Source organism: Rhodococcus sp. WAY2 (assembly GCF_009859915.1).
Taxonomy (GTDB): Bacteria; Actinomycetota; Actinomycetes; order Mycobacteriales; family Mycobacteriaceae; genus Rhodococcus_F; species Rhodococcus_F oxybenzonivorans.
Genome location: NZ_CP046572.1, coordinates 190526 through 208357, shown reverse-complemented (window position 1 = coordinate 208357; position 17832 = coordinate 190526). Strand labels below are relative to the sequence as shown.

The 17832-nt window shown below is 65.3% G+C and carries 13 protein-coding genes; 5 read left to right on the top strand and 8 right to left on the bottom strand.

Translation table 11 applies throughout. From position 1 onward, the window contains the following. Positions 1-298: 298 nt before the first annotated feature. Together GFS60_RS00935 and GFS60_RS00930 are read left to right on the top strand one after the other, a co-directional pair. A complete protein-coding gene (locus tag GFS60_RS00935; protein ID WP_159918589.1) occupies positions 299-2098 on the top strand; it encodes an alkyl/aryl-sulfatase in 1800 nt (599 codons plus the stop codon). A gap of 315 nt (positions 2099-2413) precedes the next feature. Further along, positions 2414-2947 carry a helicase associated domain-containing protein gene (locus tag GFS60_RS00930; protein ID WP_159918588.1) on the top strand — a complete coding sequence of 178 codons (534 nt, stop codon included), beginning with the start codon at positions 2414-2416 and terminating at the stop codon, positions 2945-2947. Between the two features lie 44 nt (positions 2948-2991). On the opposite strand, the gene GFS60_RS00925 is transcribed toward GFS60_RS00930, so the two are convergent. Then, the gene (locus GFS60_RS00925; protein ID WP_159918587.1) at positions 2992-3630 is read right to left on the bottom strand and encodes an isochorismatase family protein; all 639 of its coding nucleotides are present in this window, start codon (positions 3628-3630) and stop codon (positions 2992-2994) included. Positions 3631-3720: 90 nt separating this feature from the next. Between GFS60_RS00925 and GFS60_RS00920 the strand changes: the two genes are divergently transcribed. Next, on the top strand, positions 3721-4764 hold the full coding sequence (locus GFS60_RS00920; RefSeq protein WP_159918586.1) for a GlxA family transcriptional regulator: 1044 nt from the start codon (positions 3721-3723) through the stop codon (positions 4762-4764). 19 nt (positions 4765-4783) lie between these two features. On the opposite strand, the gene GFS60_RS00915 is transcribed toward GFS60_RS00920, so the two are convergent. The 5 genes from GFS60_RS00915 to leuC are packed head-to-tail and all read right to left on the bottom strand — an operon-like array spanning position 4784 to position 12315. Further along, a complete protein-coding gene (locus tag GFS60_RS00915) occupies positions 4784-5929 on the bottom strand; it encodes an acyl-CoA dehydrogenase family protein (protein ID WP_159918585.1) in 1146 nt (381 codons plus the stop codon). A gap of 44 nt (positions 5930-5973) precedes the next feature. Further along, the gene (locus tag GFS60_RS00910) at positions 5974-9471 is read right to left on the bottom strand and encodes an indolepyruvate ferredoxin oxidoreductase family protein (protein WP_236603540.1); all 3498 of its coding nucleotides are present in this window, start codon (positions 9469-9471) and stop codon (positions 5974-5976) included. A gap of 47 nt (positions 9472-9518) precedes the next feature. After that, positions 9519-10295: an RraA family protein gene (locus GFS60_RS00905; RefSeq protein WP_159918583.1), complete on the bottom strand. Its 777-nt coding sequence runs from the start codon at positions 10293-10295 to the stop codon at positions 9519-9521. Next, complete coding sequence (gene leuD / locus GFS60_RS00900) at positions 10288-10905, bottom strand: 3-isopropylmalate dehydratase small subunit (protein ID WP_159918582.1); 618 nt, start codon at positions 10903-10905, stop codon at positions 10288-10290. The genes GFS60_RS00905 and leuD overlap by 8 nt, the downstream gene beginning before the upstream one ends. Before the next feature lie 6 nt (positions 10906-10911). After that, a complete protein-coding gene (gene leuC, locus GFS60_RS00895; protein ID WP_159918581.1) occupies positions 10912-12315 on the bottom strand; it encodes a 3-isopropylmalate dehydratase large subunit in 1404 nt (467 codons plus the stop codon). A gap of 200 nt (positions 12316-12515) precedes the next feature. Here leuC and GFS60_RS00890 point away from each other — a divergent pair, with 200 nt between their 5' ends. Beyond that, entirely contained in the window at positions 12516-12989 is a 474-nt protein-coding gene (locus GFS60_RS00890) for an Lrp/AsnC family transcriptional regulator (protein ID WP_159918580.1), read from the top strand. Between the two features lie 326 nt (positions 12990-13315). Beyond that, complete coding sequence (locus GFS60_RS00885) at positions 13316-14734, top strand: SLC13 family permease (RefSeq protein WP_159918579.1); 1419 nt, start codon at positions 13316-13318, stop codon at positions 14732-14734. A 99-nt stretch (positions 14735-14833) separates the two neighbouring features. On the opposite strand, the gene GFS60_RS00880 is transcribed toward GFS60_RS00885, so the two are convergent. Together GFS60_RS00880 and GFS60_RS00875 are read right to left on the bottom strand one after the other, a co-directional pair. Then, positions 14834-16531, bottom strand: a complete 1698-nt coding sequence (locus GFS60_RS00880; protein WP_159918578.1) for an AMP-binding protein — start codon at positions 16529-16531, stop codon at positions 14834-14836. After that, complete coding sequence (locus tag GFS60_RS00875) at positions 16528-17721, bottom strand: NADH:flavin oxidoreductase (protein WP_159918577.1); 1194 nt, start codon at positions 17719-17721, stop codon at positions 16528-16530. The genes GFS60_RS00880 and GFS60_RS00875 overlap by 4 nt, the downstream gene beginning before the upstream one ends. Positions 17722-17832 lie beyond the last annotated feature (111 nt).

The following is a 17832-nucleotide window of genomic DNA, read 5'->3' as shown; positions in this document are numbered from 1 at the left end:
AATCGACTGTCGGATAAAGCAATTCCGAACACCCTCCATTCACATGCGATCACGCTCGAGTGATGAGACGCGATGACGAATGATGCGGGCTCGAACACCACGCTCATCACCGGTGGAACCGATCTGGCGGCCCAGAGCCAAGACTGGTGGGCACACGGCACTGTGACCGACCGGACCAGACCTCTTACTGTCTCGGTCGACTTCACCTGGGAAGGGTGATGCCAGGGGCGCCCCCGAATCACGAGACTGGGGGCCGTGGGTGCGAAACCCACCACGACCCATTTTGCGAGGAGTGCCGATGTCCGCCGATTTCGCCGATCGCACCGATTTCGACAATGCCAACCGTGGTCTTGTCGCCGTGCTCGAACCTGCGCAGGTCCGCGCCGGTGACGGCCGGGTGGTTTACGACGCCAAGGGCTTTGCCGCGGCGACCACCGGTGACTGTCCCGACACGGTGAACCCGAGCCTCTGGCGCCAAGCACAGTTGACTGCGATCCACGGACTGTTCGAGGTCACCGCGGGGATCTATCAAATCCGCGGCTACGACCTGTCGAACATGACGCTCGTCGAGGGCGAGACCGGGGTGGTTGTGATCGACCCGTTGGTCTCCGCCGAGTGCGCCGCGGCCGGGCTCGCGCTGTATCGCGAGCATCGTGGCGACCGCCCGGTGACCGCTGTCATCTACACCCACTCTCACATCGACCACTTCGGTGGCGTACTCGGTGTCGTCGACGCCGACACCACCGTGCCGATCGTCGCGCCCGAGCATTTCCTGGAGCACGCGGTCTCCGAGAACGTCTACGCCGGCGGTGCGATGCTGCGGCGCGGCATGTTCCACACCGGGATCGTGCTGCCCGTCGGCGCAACAGGCACCCTGGGGGCGGGCCTTGGGCCCAGCACATCGAACGGAACCGTGGGACTGCTCGCACCCACGCTCGATATCACCCACACGGGGCAGGAGGAGACGCTCGACGGCGTCCGCATGGTGTTCCAGGTGACGCCGGGAACCGAGGCCCCGTCGGAGATGAACTTCTTCTTCCCCGACCATCGCGCGCTCTGCTTGGCGGAGAACGCGACCCACAATCTGCACAATCTGCTGACGTTGCGGGGCGCGGAGGTGCGCGACGCACGCAACTGGTCGCGGTACCTCACGGAGGCGATCGAGATGTTCGCCTACGACTCGGACGTCGCCTTCGCCTCGCACCACTGGCCGACCTGGGGTACCGATGACCTGATCGGGTACCTCACCGAACAGCGCGACCTCTACGCCTACCTTCACGATCAAACGCTGCGCCGTCTCAACCAGGGGCAGGTGGGCACCGAAATCGCTGAAGACTTTCCAATGCCGCCCGCTCTGGACGCGGCGTGGCACACCCACGGCTACTACGGCTCGGTCAGCCACAATGTGAAGGCGATCTATCAGCGCTACCTCGGTTGGTACGACGGCAACCCGGCGCACCTGTGGCAGCACCCCCCGGAGGCGGCAGGCGCCCGCTACGTCCGTGCGATCGGTGGAATCGATGCCGCCGTCGCGAAGGCCAGCGAGTTCGCTGACGAAGGCGATCTGCGTTTCGCCGCCGAACTCGCGAGCCATGCGGTGTTCGCCGAGCCGAATCACGCCGGCGCCAAAGAAGTGCTCACCGACGTGCTGACCCGACTCGGCTACGGCTCCGAGTGCGCGACGTGGCGGAACAACTTCCTCGTCGGCGCAAGCGAGGTCGATGGGCCGCCGCATCCGGCCGAGGTCAGTGCGGCAGGCATGGCCACCGCGCTCACCATCACGCAGATTTTCGACAGCATCGCGATCCGCATCGACGGTCCGCGGGCCTGGGATGTGACGGCGGCGATCCGCTGGCACTTCACCGATGTGGACGAGACCTACCGCATGGAGTTGTCGAACGGCGTGTTGATCCACTACCCGACAAAGCGGTCCGATCCTGCCGACCTCGTGGTGAAGCTGACGAAGCCACAGTTGCTCGGCCTGCTGGCCGGATCCGGAACCGACACCATCACGATGGACGGCGACGCGACAGCCATCACCAGGATCGTCGAACTGACCGACGCCCCCGACCCGGCCTTTACCATCGTCACCCCGTGATCACGTCGAGTACCACCGATCGATTGCCTGAAGCGCCCGGCGAAATTCCTCGCCGGGCGCTGGCAAACAGTTCGACCACCTAATTCCCCTGTGGCGCTTGCTCGCCAGATGACGGTGTGGATCGGTCGGTCGCCCACGCGCCCGGTTCGGAAGGCTTGCGTTCGGTCGTAGTGCCGACCCGACCCGACACCGATACTCACCGACACAGCGAACACAGGGGGCCAACTGTCTTGCTACATCGTCCAACTGGTGGACATACTTGACGTGATGACAATCCCCATTACGTGTGAGAGCCTCCGGAAGGGTGCGATTCCGATGCCAGCGAACCAGCCCGCCTCCTCCCCTGTGCAGCTCTACGCCGACTTCCGCCGCCAACACCCTCACACCGCGATCCCGGCTGACTACGTCACCGAAAGTGGGTTCCACCTCGGTCGTTGGCAACACCGCCAGAGGGTGGCGCGCATGCTCGGCACCCTGCCACCGCACCGCATTGCGGAACTCGATGCGATCGGGTTCGTGTGGAGCGACGACGACACCCCTCTGCCGACCGTGTCCCGGATCGACGGCAAGCGGCGGCGAATGCTCACCGAAATCGCCGCGTACCGCGAAGAGCACGGAAACGCACTGGTTCCCGCGAACTACGTCACAGCGGACGGGGAGCAGGTCGGTCAGTGGCTCTATCGGGCGGTGAAGAAGTGGCGGGCCGACGCACTCCCGGACGACGAGCGTGGCCCGCTGGCCGTTCTCGGAGTCTCCCCCAGTCCGCGCCCGCGGGGACCGCGCACGTCGGCCCAGCGCACCGGATCGGCAGTCCGTCACCCTGGCCGGCGGCCACCAGCGCGGATCTGAGCACCAATCCGGCTGGCTGCACGCACGTTCGCCTGCCACTCCCGTCAGGCGAGGGCGACCGCCGAGCGTCCGTCGATGGCCGATTGCACCAAGTTGCTCTTGGGCAGCGCCGAGTCCGACGTCAGCGCTTGGATCCACTGTGCAGTGGTCGACACGGCAGCGAAGTTCGACTGCAGCAACACGATCAGTGCCGTGTGCAGGGACTCAGCGGAAATCGTGCCGGCCTCGTTGGCCAGATTGATGGCACCCGTGGCGTCGGACAGGATTTCGGTGGCGAACCCGAGCCCTTCGGCCTCCACCGCTGTGGCGAGATCGCAATTGTTGGTCATGTACCCGACGATCGTGATGGTGTCGACATTGTGCGCGTGTAACCATTGCGCCACATCCGTACCGGCGAACACGCTCCCGTACTGCTTGTGCACCCGCTTGGTAGCCGGATCGATGCGCCGTTCGATCTCCGGATGCAGCGACCACCCCTTTGTGCCCTCGACGAAAACGGGGGCGCCCTGCGGCATCTTATGCTGCACAACGAGAACCGGAATCTCACGCGCGGTGGCAGTCTCCACAGCGTTCACGATGTTGGCGAGTGACTCCGCACGCGGTGGGTGCTGGATCTCGAGTGGTCCCTCGAAGTACTCCTGCTGGACATCGACGACGACAAGGGCACGGCGGGGTGCAGTCATCAGTTGCTCCTTCGTTGATGGCGTCGCGCCGCCATGGTGTGGACGCGACCCGTCTCAGTGTTCGGCACATCGGTTTCCTCTACGAGTGGCATGGATGCATACTTTCGATGGGATCAGGCCAACCTCGGAGGCATCATGCGTATCGCTGTCTACGCGTTCGACGACATCACGATGTTCCACCTGGCGGCACCGTTGATGGTGTTCGGCGAGGTGGGCCGCCTCGGGCTCGCACCCGACTGGCAGACGCGATTGTGGTCGGATCGTGCAGGAACCGTTCGCACCATCGAGGGATACCCGATCGGCGAGGTGGCAGGGCCGGACACCGTCGAGTGGGCCGACATCGTCGTCATTCCTTCCTGGCCTCAGTCCCTCACACCGGTCAACGACGAGTTGAAGACTGCGATCACGTCCGCGCATGCCCGCGGCGCTGCCATTGTCGGTCTGTGCCTGGGCGCTTTCGCTCTCGCCGACACCGGCCTGCTCGAAGGACGTTCCGCGGTCACGCATTGGGAGGTGATGCCGCTACTCGCTGAACGCAGCATCGGCAGCAAGGTCGACTCCTCGGTGCTCTACATCGATCACGGTGACGTCCTTACCTCGGCGGGGACGGCCTCGGCAATCGACGCCTGCCTACACCTGGTTCGCAAACACCTCGGGTCTGCCGTCGCTACCCGGATTGCACGTAGCCTGGTCGTCGCCCCTCACCGGGAAGGAGGGCAGGCACAGTACATCGATCGCCCCCTGGCTCAGCCGGTATCCGACACGACCATGGCCGAAGTGCAGGAATGGGCACTCAGCCATCTCGACGAGCCGCTCACCGTGGACCGGCTCGCCGACCAGGCGCGGATGAGTAGACGCAGCTTCGTACGTCACTTTCAGCAATCCACCGGAACGACCCCAGCACGCTGGATACTCGAACACCGCCTGCAAGAAGCTCGGGCATTACTCGAAACAACCGACTGGGGAATCGACTCCATAGCCGCGAAATGCGGCTTCGGGAGCAGCGTGACCCTTCGGCAGAGATTTGCCGCAGCATTCGCGATTTCCCCTTCCGCGTACCGGCGGCAATTCGCGGACCAGCGCGGCGGCAACATGGCCGACACGACACCGAAGGGAACAGATGTGATTCGTTGACACGCCTTACCGGGGACGATCAGAGTGCGCGCGCGATCAGTGCTTTCATGACCTCGTTGGCACCGGCGTAAATCTTCTGGACGCGGGCGTCCTCATACATCCGGGCGATCAGGTATTCGCGCATGTATCCGTAGCCGCCATGCAGCTGGACGCAGCGGTCGATGACAGCGCACTGCTGTTCGGTGAGCCAGTACTTGACCATCGCCGCCTCCTCGGGGTCCAGCTGCCCGGCGAGGTGTTCGGTGATGCAGTGGTCGAGGAATACCTCGCAGGTGCGGGTGATGGTCTGACACTCGGCGAGTTCGAACGCTGTGTTCTGGAAGTCGAAAAGGCTGTGCCCGAATGCTTGTCGCGATTTGGTGTAGTCGACGGTGTCCTCCACTGCCCGACGCATCGCACCGGATGCCTGGGCTCCGATAATCAATCGCTCCTGCACCAGCTGCGCCATCAGCTGCCCGAATCCCTGCCCCTCCTGGCCGAGCAGGTTCGATACCGGGACCCGTACGTCGGTGAAAGAGAGCTCGGCGGTGTCGGCGCCGCGCTGACCGACCTTGTCGAGCACTCGCCCCACCTCGAAGCCGGGGCAGTCCCGCAGGTCCACGATCAGCAGCGACACGCCTTTGGCGCCGGCCCTCGGGTCCGTCTTGACCGCCAGCACGATGACATCGGCCGACGCGCCGTTGGTGATGAACGTCTTCGATCCGTTGACCACATACGCCTCGCCGTCCCGGACAGCGGTGGTCTTCATCGCCTTCAGATCAGAACCTGCCCCGGGCTCGGTCATGCCGATGGCGCCAAGGATCTCGCCGGTGGCCATGCCCGGCAACCAAGCATGTTTCTGTTCGGCTGTGCCGTATTCGAGGATGTAGTGGGCGACGATCCCGGAGTGGACGGAGATACCGAACGAGAGGTCGCCGGCGTAACCCTGGGCGTCGAAGACGGCGAGATCGTGCGCGAAGGTGCCGCCCCCGCCGCCGTACTCCTCCGGGACGGAGCAGCAGAGCAATCCGAGCTTTCCTGCCTCGATCCACACGTCGCGGTCGATGCGGTGCTGGGCGTCCCACTTCTCGTTGTGGGCGACCACTTCGCGTTCGAAGAATCCGGCAGCGAGGTCGGACAGTGCCCGAACTTCGTCGTCGTGCCAGGACGGGACGTACTTTCTCATCCTTGTTCCTTTTCGGTCTGTGTCTGCGTCGGCCGATGTCGATGTCACACGGCCTGCTTGGCGACGCGGGTTGTCTCCGAATACGCCTTCACGAGCTTGTCCAGTTCCTGGTGGTAGGTCTGCACATTGGCGACCTTGATCTGTTCGTATCCGCGGATGAGATCGGGCAGTTCGGCGATCTGTACCGCAGCACCGAGGGTGCGCGGGGTGAGCAGGCGCAGGAGTTGCTCGATGGTGTCACGGTATTCGGCGATCAGCTCCCGTTCCATCTTCCGGATGTGGTGGTAGCCGAAGACATCGAGTTTGGTGCCGCGGATTTTGCGCATTCGGTGCAGTGTCCGAAATCCGGGGTTGATCCAGGAACCGAGTGAGAGCTTGTTCTTCATGCCCATCGCTCGCAGCATCGGGGGGTGCAGCCGCACGGACCGTTTCGCACCCTTGCCGAAAGTGTCTTTGATCGCGGCGTCGAAGGCCGGATCCAGGGCGAGGCGTGCGACTTCGTATTCGTCCTTGTACGCCATGAGCTTGAACAGGTTCTTCGCGACCGCCTCGGTCAGTGCGGTCGACCCGCCGACCGACGCGGCTTCGCGCCGGCGTACCGATTCCACGAACTGGGCGTAGTCGCGGGCGTAGTCGGCGTCCTGGTAGTCGATGAGTTCGGCGGTGCGCAGTCCGACGATGCGGGCGAGTTCGGAATCGACCGACGCCCGGACCGTGCCGGCGAGGGCCACAGCTCGAGGGGACGGAGCTGCGGGTTCGAACACTACCCGCCGATTGCCGTCGATGGCGGCGGTGAGAGCGTCGGGGTCGGCGATGGCCTGGCGGCCGCGGCGGAACGCCTGCAGGTTCGCCTCGATCGAGACACCGTTGAGGGTGATCGCCTGCTCGATCGCGGCCGCGGTGATGGGGAGGACACCGGTCTGGAATGCGGCGCCGATGAGAAGCATGTTGGTGTACTGCTCGTCGTCGAACAGCTCACGTGCGAGCAGGGCGGGGTCGAGGTAGATCGCACGCGCGGTGGCGTCGTCGATGGCGGTGCGGATCGTGCTCAGTTCCGGGAAATGCACTGCGGTGTCGACGATCATCTGTCCGGTGGGGATTTCGGTGGTGGAGACGACGGCGACGGTGCCGGAGCTGTTCGCGACCTTCAGATTGTTGGGATCGGTGGCGACGAGGGAGTCGCAGCCGAGGTAGAGACCGCACTGGCCCTGGCCGATCTTCGAGGCGCCCTCGCGGGGTTCGGCGCTGATCTTCAGATCCGACACCACGGCGCCGCCCTTCTGCGCCAGACCGGTCTGGTCGAGGCTGCGGACGAACTTGCCGTCGATCACGGCGGCGGTGGCCAGGATCTGCGCGACGGTGATGACACCGGTGCCGCCGACACCCATGATCCGCATCCCGAACTGGCCGTCGATCGCCGGCACTTCGGGATCGGAGATCAGATCCGCCGCGATGGCCGGGACGGGCGTGCGCTGTTCCTTGGGGCCGGGGGTGATGGTCACGAAGGAGGGACAGTCACCTTTGAGGCAGGAGTAGTCGAGGTTGCAGGAGGATTGGTGGATCGTGGTCTTGCGGCCGAACTCGGTGTCGGTGGGATGCACCGACAGGCAGTTCGATTTCTCCCCGCAGTCACCGCAGCCTTCGCAGATGCGTTCGTTGATCATCACCCGGGTGGTGGGGGTGGGCAGGGTGCCGCGCTTGCGTTTGCGGCGCTTCTCGGCGGCGCATTCCTGGTCGTGCACCAGGACGGTGACCCCGGGGATCGTCGCCAGTTCGGTCTGCACGTCGACGAGGTCGTCCCGGTCGCGTATCTCGACGCCCTTGGGCAGTTTCAGTGATCTGATGCGTTTGCGGTCTTCGGTGGTGACCACCACCTTCTTGACGCCCTCGGCGAGGAGTAAGCGGGTGATCTGGTCCAGCGGCATGGCGCCGACCGGGTCCTGGCCGCCGGTCATGGCGACGGTGGCGTTGTAGAGCAGTTTATAGGTGACGTTCTCGCCGGAGGCGACGGCGGCACGCAACGCGAGGCTGCCCGAGTGCATGAAGGTGCCGTCCCCGATGTTCTGGATCAGGTGGTTTTCCTCGAGGAACGGGGCCATACCGATCCACTGGGCGCCCTCGCCGCCCATCTGGGTCAACCCGATCACGTCGCCGACCTGCTTGTCGTCCATCATCATCACCATCGCGTGGCAGCCGATGCCGCCGCCGATCAGCGAGTCGGGGGCCACCTTGGTCGAGGAGTTGTGGGGGCATCCGGAGCAGAAGTAGGGAGTGCGGTTCAGCAGCGGCAGCGCGATTTTCGAGGACTTGGGGCGTTGTTTCCACTGTTGGACCGGTTCGATGCCGTACTCGTCACCGAGTCGGCGACTCAGTGCATTGGCGATCAGGTCGGCGTCGAGTTCCCCGAAGACGTTGACCAGGGATTTGCCGTTCGGGTCGGTCTTGCCGATCACCATGGGGGCGTTGGCACGTCGGTAGAGGATGTCGCGGATCGCGGTCTCGAGGAAGGCCCGTTTCTCCTCGACGACGATGATCTCGCCGAGCCCTGCGGCAAACTGGTGCACGATTTCCGGGTCGACGGGGTAGATCATGCCGAGCTTGAGGATCCGGATTCCGTACCGGCGCAGTTCGGCCGGTCCGAGCCCGAACGTCGAGAGTGCTTCGCGTAGATCGAGATACGTCTTGCCGGAGGTGACGATCCCGATGCGATCATCGGCTCCGGACTGCACGATCTCGTTAAGTCTGTTGATGCGCGCGTAGTCGAGGGCGCGGGGTAGCCGGTCCATCAACTGGCTGCGTTCGAGGGTGAGCAGGTTGGGTCCGACGAGGTTGGCGTTCGGGGTGTAGGTGCTCGGTCCGAGGTCGCCGAAGCTGGGGTCGATCCGATCCGGGTGCACCACCGAGGAACTCGCGCCGTCGGCGACCGCGGTGACAATCTTCAGCCCCGACCACAGTCCGGTGAACCGGGACAGGAACGGGGCATGCAGCCCGTAGTCGAGAACCTCCTGCGAATCGGCCGGGTAGAGGGTGGGGATGAGCAGATCCGCCATGGCGACCTCGGATGCGCACGCCAGGCTCGACGATTTGCCGCCCGGGTCGTCGCCGACGAGCGCGACCGCGCCGCCGCGCGGGTCGGTACCCACCAGATTGGCGTGGCGGATGGCGTCGGAGGCTCGGTCGAGTCCGGGCGATTTGCCGTACCAGTACCCGGTCACACCGTCTGAGCGCAGATGCCCGATCTGCGGTGCCATCTGGCTGCCGAGTACGGAGGTGGCGGCGAGTTCTTCGTTGACGCCCGGCCGGTGCACGACGTCGTATTCGGCGAGGATCCTGCGTTTGCGGGCGATCTCGAGGTCGTATCCGGCCAGGGGTGAGCCTTCGTAACCGGAGACGAACGACGAGGTTCGCAGGCCGCGCCGGCGGTCGAGGATTGCCCTGTCCCGCAGCACGCGGACCAACGCCTGAATGCCGGTCAGATAGATCGATCCCTCTTCGAGGACGTAGCGGTCGTCGAGCGAGAACGTGGACGGACGGGTGTGCACGGTGGAGGACAAGGCGGTGTTCCTTCGAGTGATGTGGTCGGCGCGAGTCAGACGGGGGCGGTACCCGGAGTGACTCCGGCGACGAGGTCTTCCAAAGTCGATTCTGCATCTATTCGTTCGATGAAGGCGACCTCGGTTCGGTGGGCGTTCTCGCAGTAGTCGACGACCCGCGGGACGTCGAAGAACGGGATCACGCACACCCCGTCGATGTCGGCGACGAGGTAGTCGCCGGGGTTCACCAGGTGACCGCACAACGAGACCGGCCCGTTCATCTGCACCGTCTCGTAGCGGTAGCGCGCGGCGGCGGGCCGTCGTGCGGTACTCCAGACCGGCAGCCCGCTCGCGATGATGGACGCGGTGTCGCGGATCGCGCCGTCGACGACGCATCCGCCCATCTCCGCCTTCACAGCCCACCGAGCGGACAGTGCGCCCATCACGGCACCGGATCGCGACCCCGAACAATCCATGACGGCGACGTCACCCGATCGGCCCAGACCGTAGAGGTCCCGGTCGCCGAAGGTGATGCCGCGCCCGGCCACGCGGTTCCCGGTCACATCCCCACCGAGTGGGACATATCGGAGGGTCACCGCGGGGCCGCACATGCGAGCATCGTTCGTCACCGGGTTGAGGTCGGTCGAATCGATCACCGCACCGACGCCGAGTTCGTCCAGGGCGTCGGCGACCGCGGACGCCGTGTCCGGGATCGACAGCAACCGGGACGCATAGTCTTCGGCGTATCGCGGGATTTCGGTGGTGAGGATCTTCGACGACGGGACAGTGCCCGTCATCCGTGCGCGGGTGTCGGTCAGGTCGGTCTCAGGCATGGCTGGTCTCCGCGGTGATACGACGGGATGTGGTGGGCAGGGTGGCGCGGCGGGTGGTTTCGTAGGCGTCGATGTCCTCGACGTCGCGCAGGGTCAGGCTGATGTCGTCGTAACCGTGGAGCAGCCGCCAGCGGGCGTTGTCGTCCAACTCGAACTGGTAGATCGCGCCGCTGATCCGCACTTCCCGTCGGACGAGATCGACGGTGAGGGGCAACTCGGGCCGGGCTTCGATCGTGTCCCAGAGTTCGTCGATCACTCGCTGGTCGAGAACGATCGTGAGCAGACCGTTCTTCAGGGAGTTGCCGCGGAAGATGTCGCCGAAGCGGGGGGCGAGCACGACCCGGAAACCGTAATTCTGCAAGGCCCAGACCGCCATCTCGCGCGACGATCCGACACCGAAGTTCTGACCGGCGACCAGGATGGTCGCGTTTCGGTAGTCGGGTTGATTGAGCACGAAGTCAGGGTCGAGGCGCCAGTCGTGCAGCAGGGCGTCCGCATAGCCTTCCTTGGTCACTCCGACACAAAATCGTGCTGGGATGATCTGGTCGGTGTCGACATCGGAAACACGCAGGGGCGCTGCGATTCCGGTGTGTTCGGTGAAAGCGTCCATCAGTGCTCAGTCCTCCAGGTCTGCGGGCGCGGCCAGTCGTCCGGTAACCGCGGTTGCGGCGGCGACGGCGGGCGAGACGAGGTGCGTTTGCACGCCCCGCCCTTGGCGGCCCTCGAAGTTGCGGTTGTTCGTCGATGCGGCCCGCTGGCCCGGGCGTAGTCGGTCGTCGTTGAGTGCGACGCACATCGAGCACCCCGAGTAGCGCAGCGGGGCGCCGGCGGCGGCGAAGATCTCGTCGAGTCCTTCCTCGATGGCTTGGGCGCGGACCGCCTCCGACCCGGGGACGACGAGCACCTCGACACCGGGTGCGATGTGCCTGCCTTTCCACACAGCGGCGACCTCCCGCAGGTCCTCGATGCGCCCATTGGTGCACGAGCCGATGAACACCGCATCGACCTCGATGTCGCGCAATGGTGTTCCCGGGGTCAGCTGCATATAGGCCAGAGCTCGTTCGGCGGCAGCACGTTCGACTGGGTCGAGGAACGAGGACGCGGCAGGCACGGTGGCGTCGAGTGGCACCGACTGCGCCGGATTTGTCCCCCAGGAAACCCGCGGGGTGACGGTGGCTGCGTCGATGTGCACTTCCTTGTCGAAGACAGCATCCTCGTCGGTGTAGAAGGTGCGCCAATACTCGGCTTCGTCGTCGAACGCGGCGCCGGATGGCACGTGCGCGCGGCCGCGCAGGTACTCGATGGTGACCTCGTCGGGGGCGACGAGACCGGCCCGGGCACCGGCTTCGATGGACATGTTGCACACCGTCATTCGGCCCTCCATGGACAACGCACGAATGGCCTCGCCTTGATACTCGATGACGTAGCCCTGCCCGCCGCCGGTCCCGATCTGCTCGATCACCGCAAGAATGAGGTCTTTCGCTGTCGCCCCGGGCGGCAGCTGACCGTCGATGACCACACGCATGTTCTGCATCGGCGCCATCGGCAGTGTCTGGGTGGCGAGGACGTGCTCGACCTGGCTTGTGCCGATTCCGAACGCGAGGACGCCGAAGGCGCCGTGGGTGCTGGTGTGGGAGTCGCAGCAGACCAATGTCATTCCGGGCTGGGTCAGCCCGAGCTCGGGTCCGATGACGTGCACGATGCCCCGGGCCGAGTCACCGAGCGAATAGAGCTCGATACCGAAATCACTGCAGTTACGCCGGATGTGGTCGAGTTGCTCGGCCGCGCCCGGGTCGTTGATGGTGCGCGCCACGTCGTCGGTGGGTGTGTTGTGGTCCTCGGTACCCAGGGTCAGGTCGGGACGGCGGACGGTGCGACCGGCCTCCCGAAGGCCCGCGAACGCGGCCGGGGTGTTGACCTCGTGCAGCAGGTGCATGTCGATGTAGATCAGATCCGGCTCGCCCTCGGCGGAGCGCACGACGTGACTCCTCCATATCTTGTCCGCAAGCGTGTAGCCCATGGTCAGTGCCTGTCCCTTCCGGTAACCCGCGATCGCTCGTCGGCCAACTCCGTGTCCGATGTGACCCACAACATAAGCAAACCTGTACCGTGAGATAAACCGAGAACGAAAAATTGCTGCCAAGTGCTCAACTTTGGCCGTCGCTGATGCGGCCAAAAGCGCATGTGGACCAAAAATCCACCCTCACGACAGGACTACCGATGGACGGCTTCGACAAACTCGACCTCGACATCCTTCGACTCATCGTCGAAGAACCCCGCGCAGGTGTCCGCGAGTACTCGCGCAGACTCAACATCGCCCGCAACACCGCCCAGGCCCGGATCACCAAGCTGGAGAAGGCGGGGGTGATCGTCACCTGGCGGCCGCAGATCAATCTGGCACCGCTGGGCTACGCCGTCATGGCGTTCGTGCACGTGCACATCGCGCAGAGCCAGGTCAACGAGACGCTGGAACGGCTCACCGCGGTCCCGGAACTGATCGAGGCCAACACCGTCTCCGGCGAAGGAGACCTCCTGTGCCGATTCGTCGCACGGGACAATTCACACTTCGAGGAAGTGCTCCAGGTGGTGATGAAGACCGAGGGCGTGCTGCGCACCCGGTCCGAGATCGTCCTGAGCCGGCGCATCTGGCCCCGGACCGTCCCTATCGTGGAAAAGCTCCGCGCCGAAGCCTAGGTGCAGGAACTCATGATGCGGTGCAGTCATTTCGCGCCGTTGGTCCTCGATACGCCGAACACCTGAACGGTTCCGTGCCCCAGCGCAAAAAATCTGAGCAATTGGTCCTTCGGTAAGGATTGAGGATGTCGGGGATTGAGCATCTGGATGCTTTCTCCTCGAACGAGTTGATTCTGTGACTGCCATCACCCTTCAATAGCGGTGCGCGGGTGCGCCACCGAGGTCCGGCAGCGGATCCGGCGCCACCGCAGTCGGCTCATCGCTACCCGGCTCATCCCCGGCAGGCGTGCTCGGACAACCGGGCAACCACCGAAAGGGTTACCTCGATGCTCTACTTCATCTCGATCGCGGCGTTGATAGCGCTTTTCGCGATCGGCACCATGACACCCATCAACATGGGCGTCCTGGCGTTTGCCGCCGCCTTCGTGATCGGCGGCTGGTTGTCGGGAATGCCCATGGACGACATCTTCGGGTTCTTCCCCGGCAGTATCTTCACCATCATCGTCGGGATCACGCTGTTGTTCGGGATCGCCCGGGTCAACGGCACCGTCGACCTGATCGTCTCCGGGGCGCTCAAACTAGTCCGCGGCAAACGCTGGGCCATCGTCTGGCTGATGTTCTTCCTCGGCGCCGGACTGATGACCATGGGCTCGGTCCTCGCCGTCGGAATGCTCGCCCCCATCGCCATGCCGATCGCCAAACGGTACAAGATCGATCCCCTATTGATGGGCATGATGATCAGCCACGGCGTGCTCGGTGCCGCCTTCTCCCCGATCACCGTCTACGGGGCGTTCACCAACGGCTGGCTTCAATCGGCCGGTCTGCCCACCAACCCGCTCGCGCTGTATGTCATCCCCCTCGGACTGAGCTTCCTGCTCGCCCTGGCGCTTTTCCTCGTCCGTGGCCGTGACCTGCTCCGCGCCGATGACCAGACGATCGATATCGACGATCTCACCCGCACCGACGGCCCGACGATTGCCGAGAGTCCGGCGCCGGGACCGCGTGGGGGTGACCTCGTCAGCTCCGGCGCCGGCGTCGGCCAACACGCCACCTCCGCACGGCCGGGCGCCGGCCCGATGGTCCTGACGACCGGAGCACCGCAACCGACCCCGACATCGGACCGGCTCGAGGAGATCGAATCCACCGGGTTCACCCCGCTGCGCGTCATGACCCTGATCGGCATGGTCGCCCTGCTCATCGGATCGGCCGTGTTCCAGATCGACGTCGGCGTGTGCTCGATGGTCATCGCGGCGATCCTCCTCGTCATCGCCCCGCACAAGCACAAGCCCGCCGTCAACAACGTCACCTGGTCCGCGGTCCTCCTCGTCTGCGGAATGCTCACCTACATGAGCGTGCTCAAGGCCAACGGCACCCTCGAATTCCTCGGCGACGCGGCCGCCTCCCTCGGCTCTCCGCTGCTGACCGCACTGATCCTCTGCTACGCCGTCGCCGTAGTGTCCGCGGTCGGTTCGTCCATCGGCACGCTCGGCATCGTCCTCCCCCTTGCGGCACCGCTACTGATGATGGGCGACATCGGGCTCATCGGATTCGTTGCCGCGGTGTCGTTCTCGGCAGTGATCGTCGATGTGAGCCCTTTGTCGAGCAACGGCGTCATGGTCCTCGCCAACGCCCAGGTCCCCGACCGAGACAAGTTCCAACGTACGCTGTTCAAGTACACCGGCTACGTCGTCCTCGTCGCACCGATCCTCGCGTGGATCCTCGTCGTGCTTCCCACCTCGATGTAGACGCCGCCCGACGAACCCACTCCACATCCGGTGTCGGTCACCCGCTCGCAGGGTGACCGACACTGCGGCACTCGCGGGACTCGAGCGGCACCCTGACTGTCACACGTGCAGGAACCGTTGCCGCCCATGCGTGTGGAATTCATGCTCCAGCGCGGTCTTCTCGCTGTCGGTCATTTCCTGGTACTCGGGATCGCCGCGTCCCACCCACCGGAAGACCGGATCGTCACACCGCCAACCCTGTTCCTGCAGAGCACGTTTGAGCACCTTGTTCGATCCGGTCACGGGTAGGTCGGTCGATACGCGGATGAAGCGCGGCGCGGACTTCGTACCCAGGTCGTCCTGGCCGGCGAGGAAGGATGCGAAGTCCGCGGGGTCGAAGTCGCTGGGGTCGGACATCTCGACGGCGGCCATCACCTGGTCGCCCGACCGCGGGTCGGGAACGGCGTAGACGCCGGTGGCGATCACCTTGGGATGGCGTCGCAGGATCCGTTCCACCATCAGCGCGGAGGTGTTCTCCCCGTCCACCCGGATCCAGTCACCCTTGCGTCCCGCGAAGTAGAGGAACCCCTCCTCGTCGAGATAGCCGAGGTCACCGGTCCAGTACCAGCCGTGTCTGATGCGGTCCGCAACGGCATCCTCGTTCTTGTAGTAACCCTCGAATCGCCCTGCTCCGGCCTTGTCGACCATCTCACCGATCGCCTCGTCCGGGTTGAGGACGCGGCCGTGCTCGTCGAGCCTGGCCCGGGCCTTCTCCTCGAGGGTGTCGGGGTCGACGATGACGATGTTCTCGTGAGCGGGTCTGCCGAGAGCGCCCTCGGGGGCGGCGGGGTCGAGCGTCACCGAGCCGGCGCCTTCACTGGAGCCGTACCCCTCGTACAGTTCGGCGCCGAACCGTCGGACGAACTCGGCCTTGTCCTCCGGCGAGGCCTCCGTGCCGAAACCCCGTACGAGCGTGTTGTCGGAATCGTCCGGCAACTCCGGCGTGGCCATCAGGTACGCCAGCGCCTTGCCCACGTAGGTGAAGAAGGTGGCGCCGAAGAACCGGACGTCGGGCAGGAAGCCCGAGGCTGAGAACTTGCGCGGCAGACACACGGTGGCCCCGTTGGCGAGTGCGGGCGCCCACAACGCCATCAGCGCGTTGCCGTGGAACAGCGGCATGCAGCAATAGTCGACGTCCTCCCGCACGTGACCGTACTTCACCGTGTTGGAGTAGGCGAGGCGCGCCAGGCGACCTTGGCTGCACCGCACGGCTTTCGACGTGCCCGTCGTGCCCGAGGTGAACAGCAACAGAAACAGCGTCGAGGCGTCGATCGCCGGATCCGCTGCGGGGTGCTCCACCCGGCAGGACGCCACCCGATCCGCGTACATCGGATCGTCCACGAGGAGAAATCGGTCCTCGGACAATCCGAGGTCGAGACCGGCGAGCTGCGCCTTGCCCGCGGCATCCGTGACGATCAGCTGGCAGTCGACGTACCGGATCTCGGCCTCGAGTTCGGCCCCGCGGCGGGTGGGGTTGATGCCGACGATCGTCGCTCCCCCGAGCGCCGCGCCTCCCAGCCAGAACAGGAACTCGGGGGTGTTCTCGAGCAGCACACCGATGTGGAACGGACCGCCGCGCCGAAGCGACGCGGCGAGTGCAGCACGCGCCGCGCTCTCGTGGACCACCGCGTCCCACGTCCAGTCCTGCTCGCGGGTGCGGACTCCCAGCCGTTCGTCACCCAACCGGTCGAGCAGCATCTGGGCGATCGTTGTGCGTTCCAACTCGAGCTCTCCTCTCGACGGCGTGTGCGTGGTCATGGCTTCCGGAGCACGCAATGGGTGCCACCGTAGATCGCCGTCATGCACTTGTTGCAGTGATTGCACAGACCCGGTCTGTGGGTCTCCGCGGTGATGCGGTTGACCAGATCGGGCTCACGCAGCAGTGCACGCGCGATCGCCACGAACTGGAAGCCCTCTTCCATCGCGAGGTCCATGCTCGCCTTGCCGGTGATACCGCCGAGAAGCACCAGCGGCATGGTGACGGCCGCACGGATCTGACGGGCGTCGTCGAGCAGGTAGGCGTCGCGGTAGGGGTACTCCCTCAGGAAATGCTTGCCGACGAGCTGGATGCCGAGCTTGGTGGGTTGGGGCATGGCGGCCGCGAATTCGCGCAGCGGCGCATCACCTTTGAACAGGTACATCGGATTCAGCAGCGAGCTGCCCGCCGTCAGTTCGAGTGCGTCGAGCGAGCCGTCCTGCTCGAGCCACTGCGCCACCTGGATGGCCTCGTCCACCCAGAAACCGCCCGGCACACCGTCGTCCATGTTCAGCTTGGCGAGGATCGCGATCCGATCGCCCACCGCGTCGCGGACGGCCCGCGCGGTGTCACGGGCGAGCCGCGCACGGTTCTCGAGGCTGCCGCCGTATCGGTCCTTGCGCCGATTGGTCCGGGGGCTCAGGAACGAGCTGATGAAGTAGTTGTGCCCGAAGTGCAGCTCGATCGCATCGAAGCCGGCCTCGATGGCCCGCTTCGCTGCGTCGACGTGCTGAGCGGTGATCCGCTCGATGTCGGCGACGGTTGCCGCTCGCGCCAAGGTCTGCGTCGTCAGACGGAACTGGGTGCTCGGCGCCAGCGCGGGGGCGCCGTTGTATTTGGCGCCGGCCACCGGCCCCGCATGCCCGATCTGGGCAGACACCGCCGCCCCCTCCGCATGGATGGCGTCGGTCAGCTTCCGCAGTCCCGGCATCGCATCGTCACGCCAGGTGATCTGGCCGGGAGCCGTGCGGCCGTCGGCGGCGACGGCGCAATAAGCGACGGTGGTCATGCCGACCCCGCCCGCCGCCGGCTGCCGATGAAACTCGATCAGTTCGTCGGTGACCAGACCCTTCGGTGTGAGTCCCTCGTACGTCGCGGCCTTGATGACGCGATTGCGCAGAGTGATCGGCCCGAGCTTGGCCGGCCCGAGTGGATCGACCTTCACGGTGGGCGGGTCGAGATCTATGGTCATTAGGTGTCCCTCCAGCTGCGATTCGCTGACGAACGTAACGGCGCGGAGGCACCGCGGATCGGGCCAGTCTCGGTGAGTGGTAACCACGGCCGAAGCCCCGCCACGGCGTGC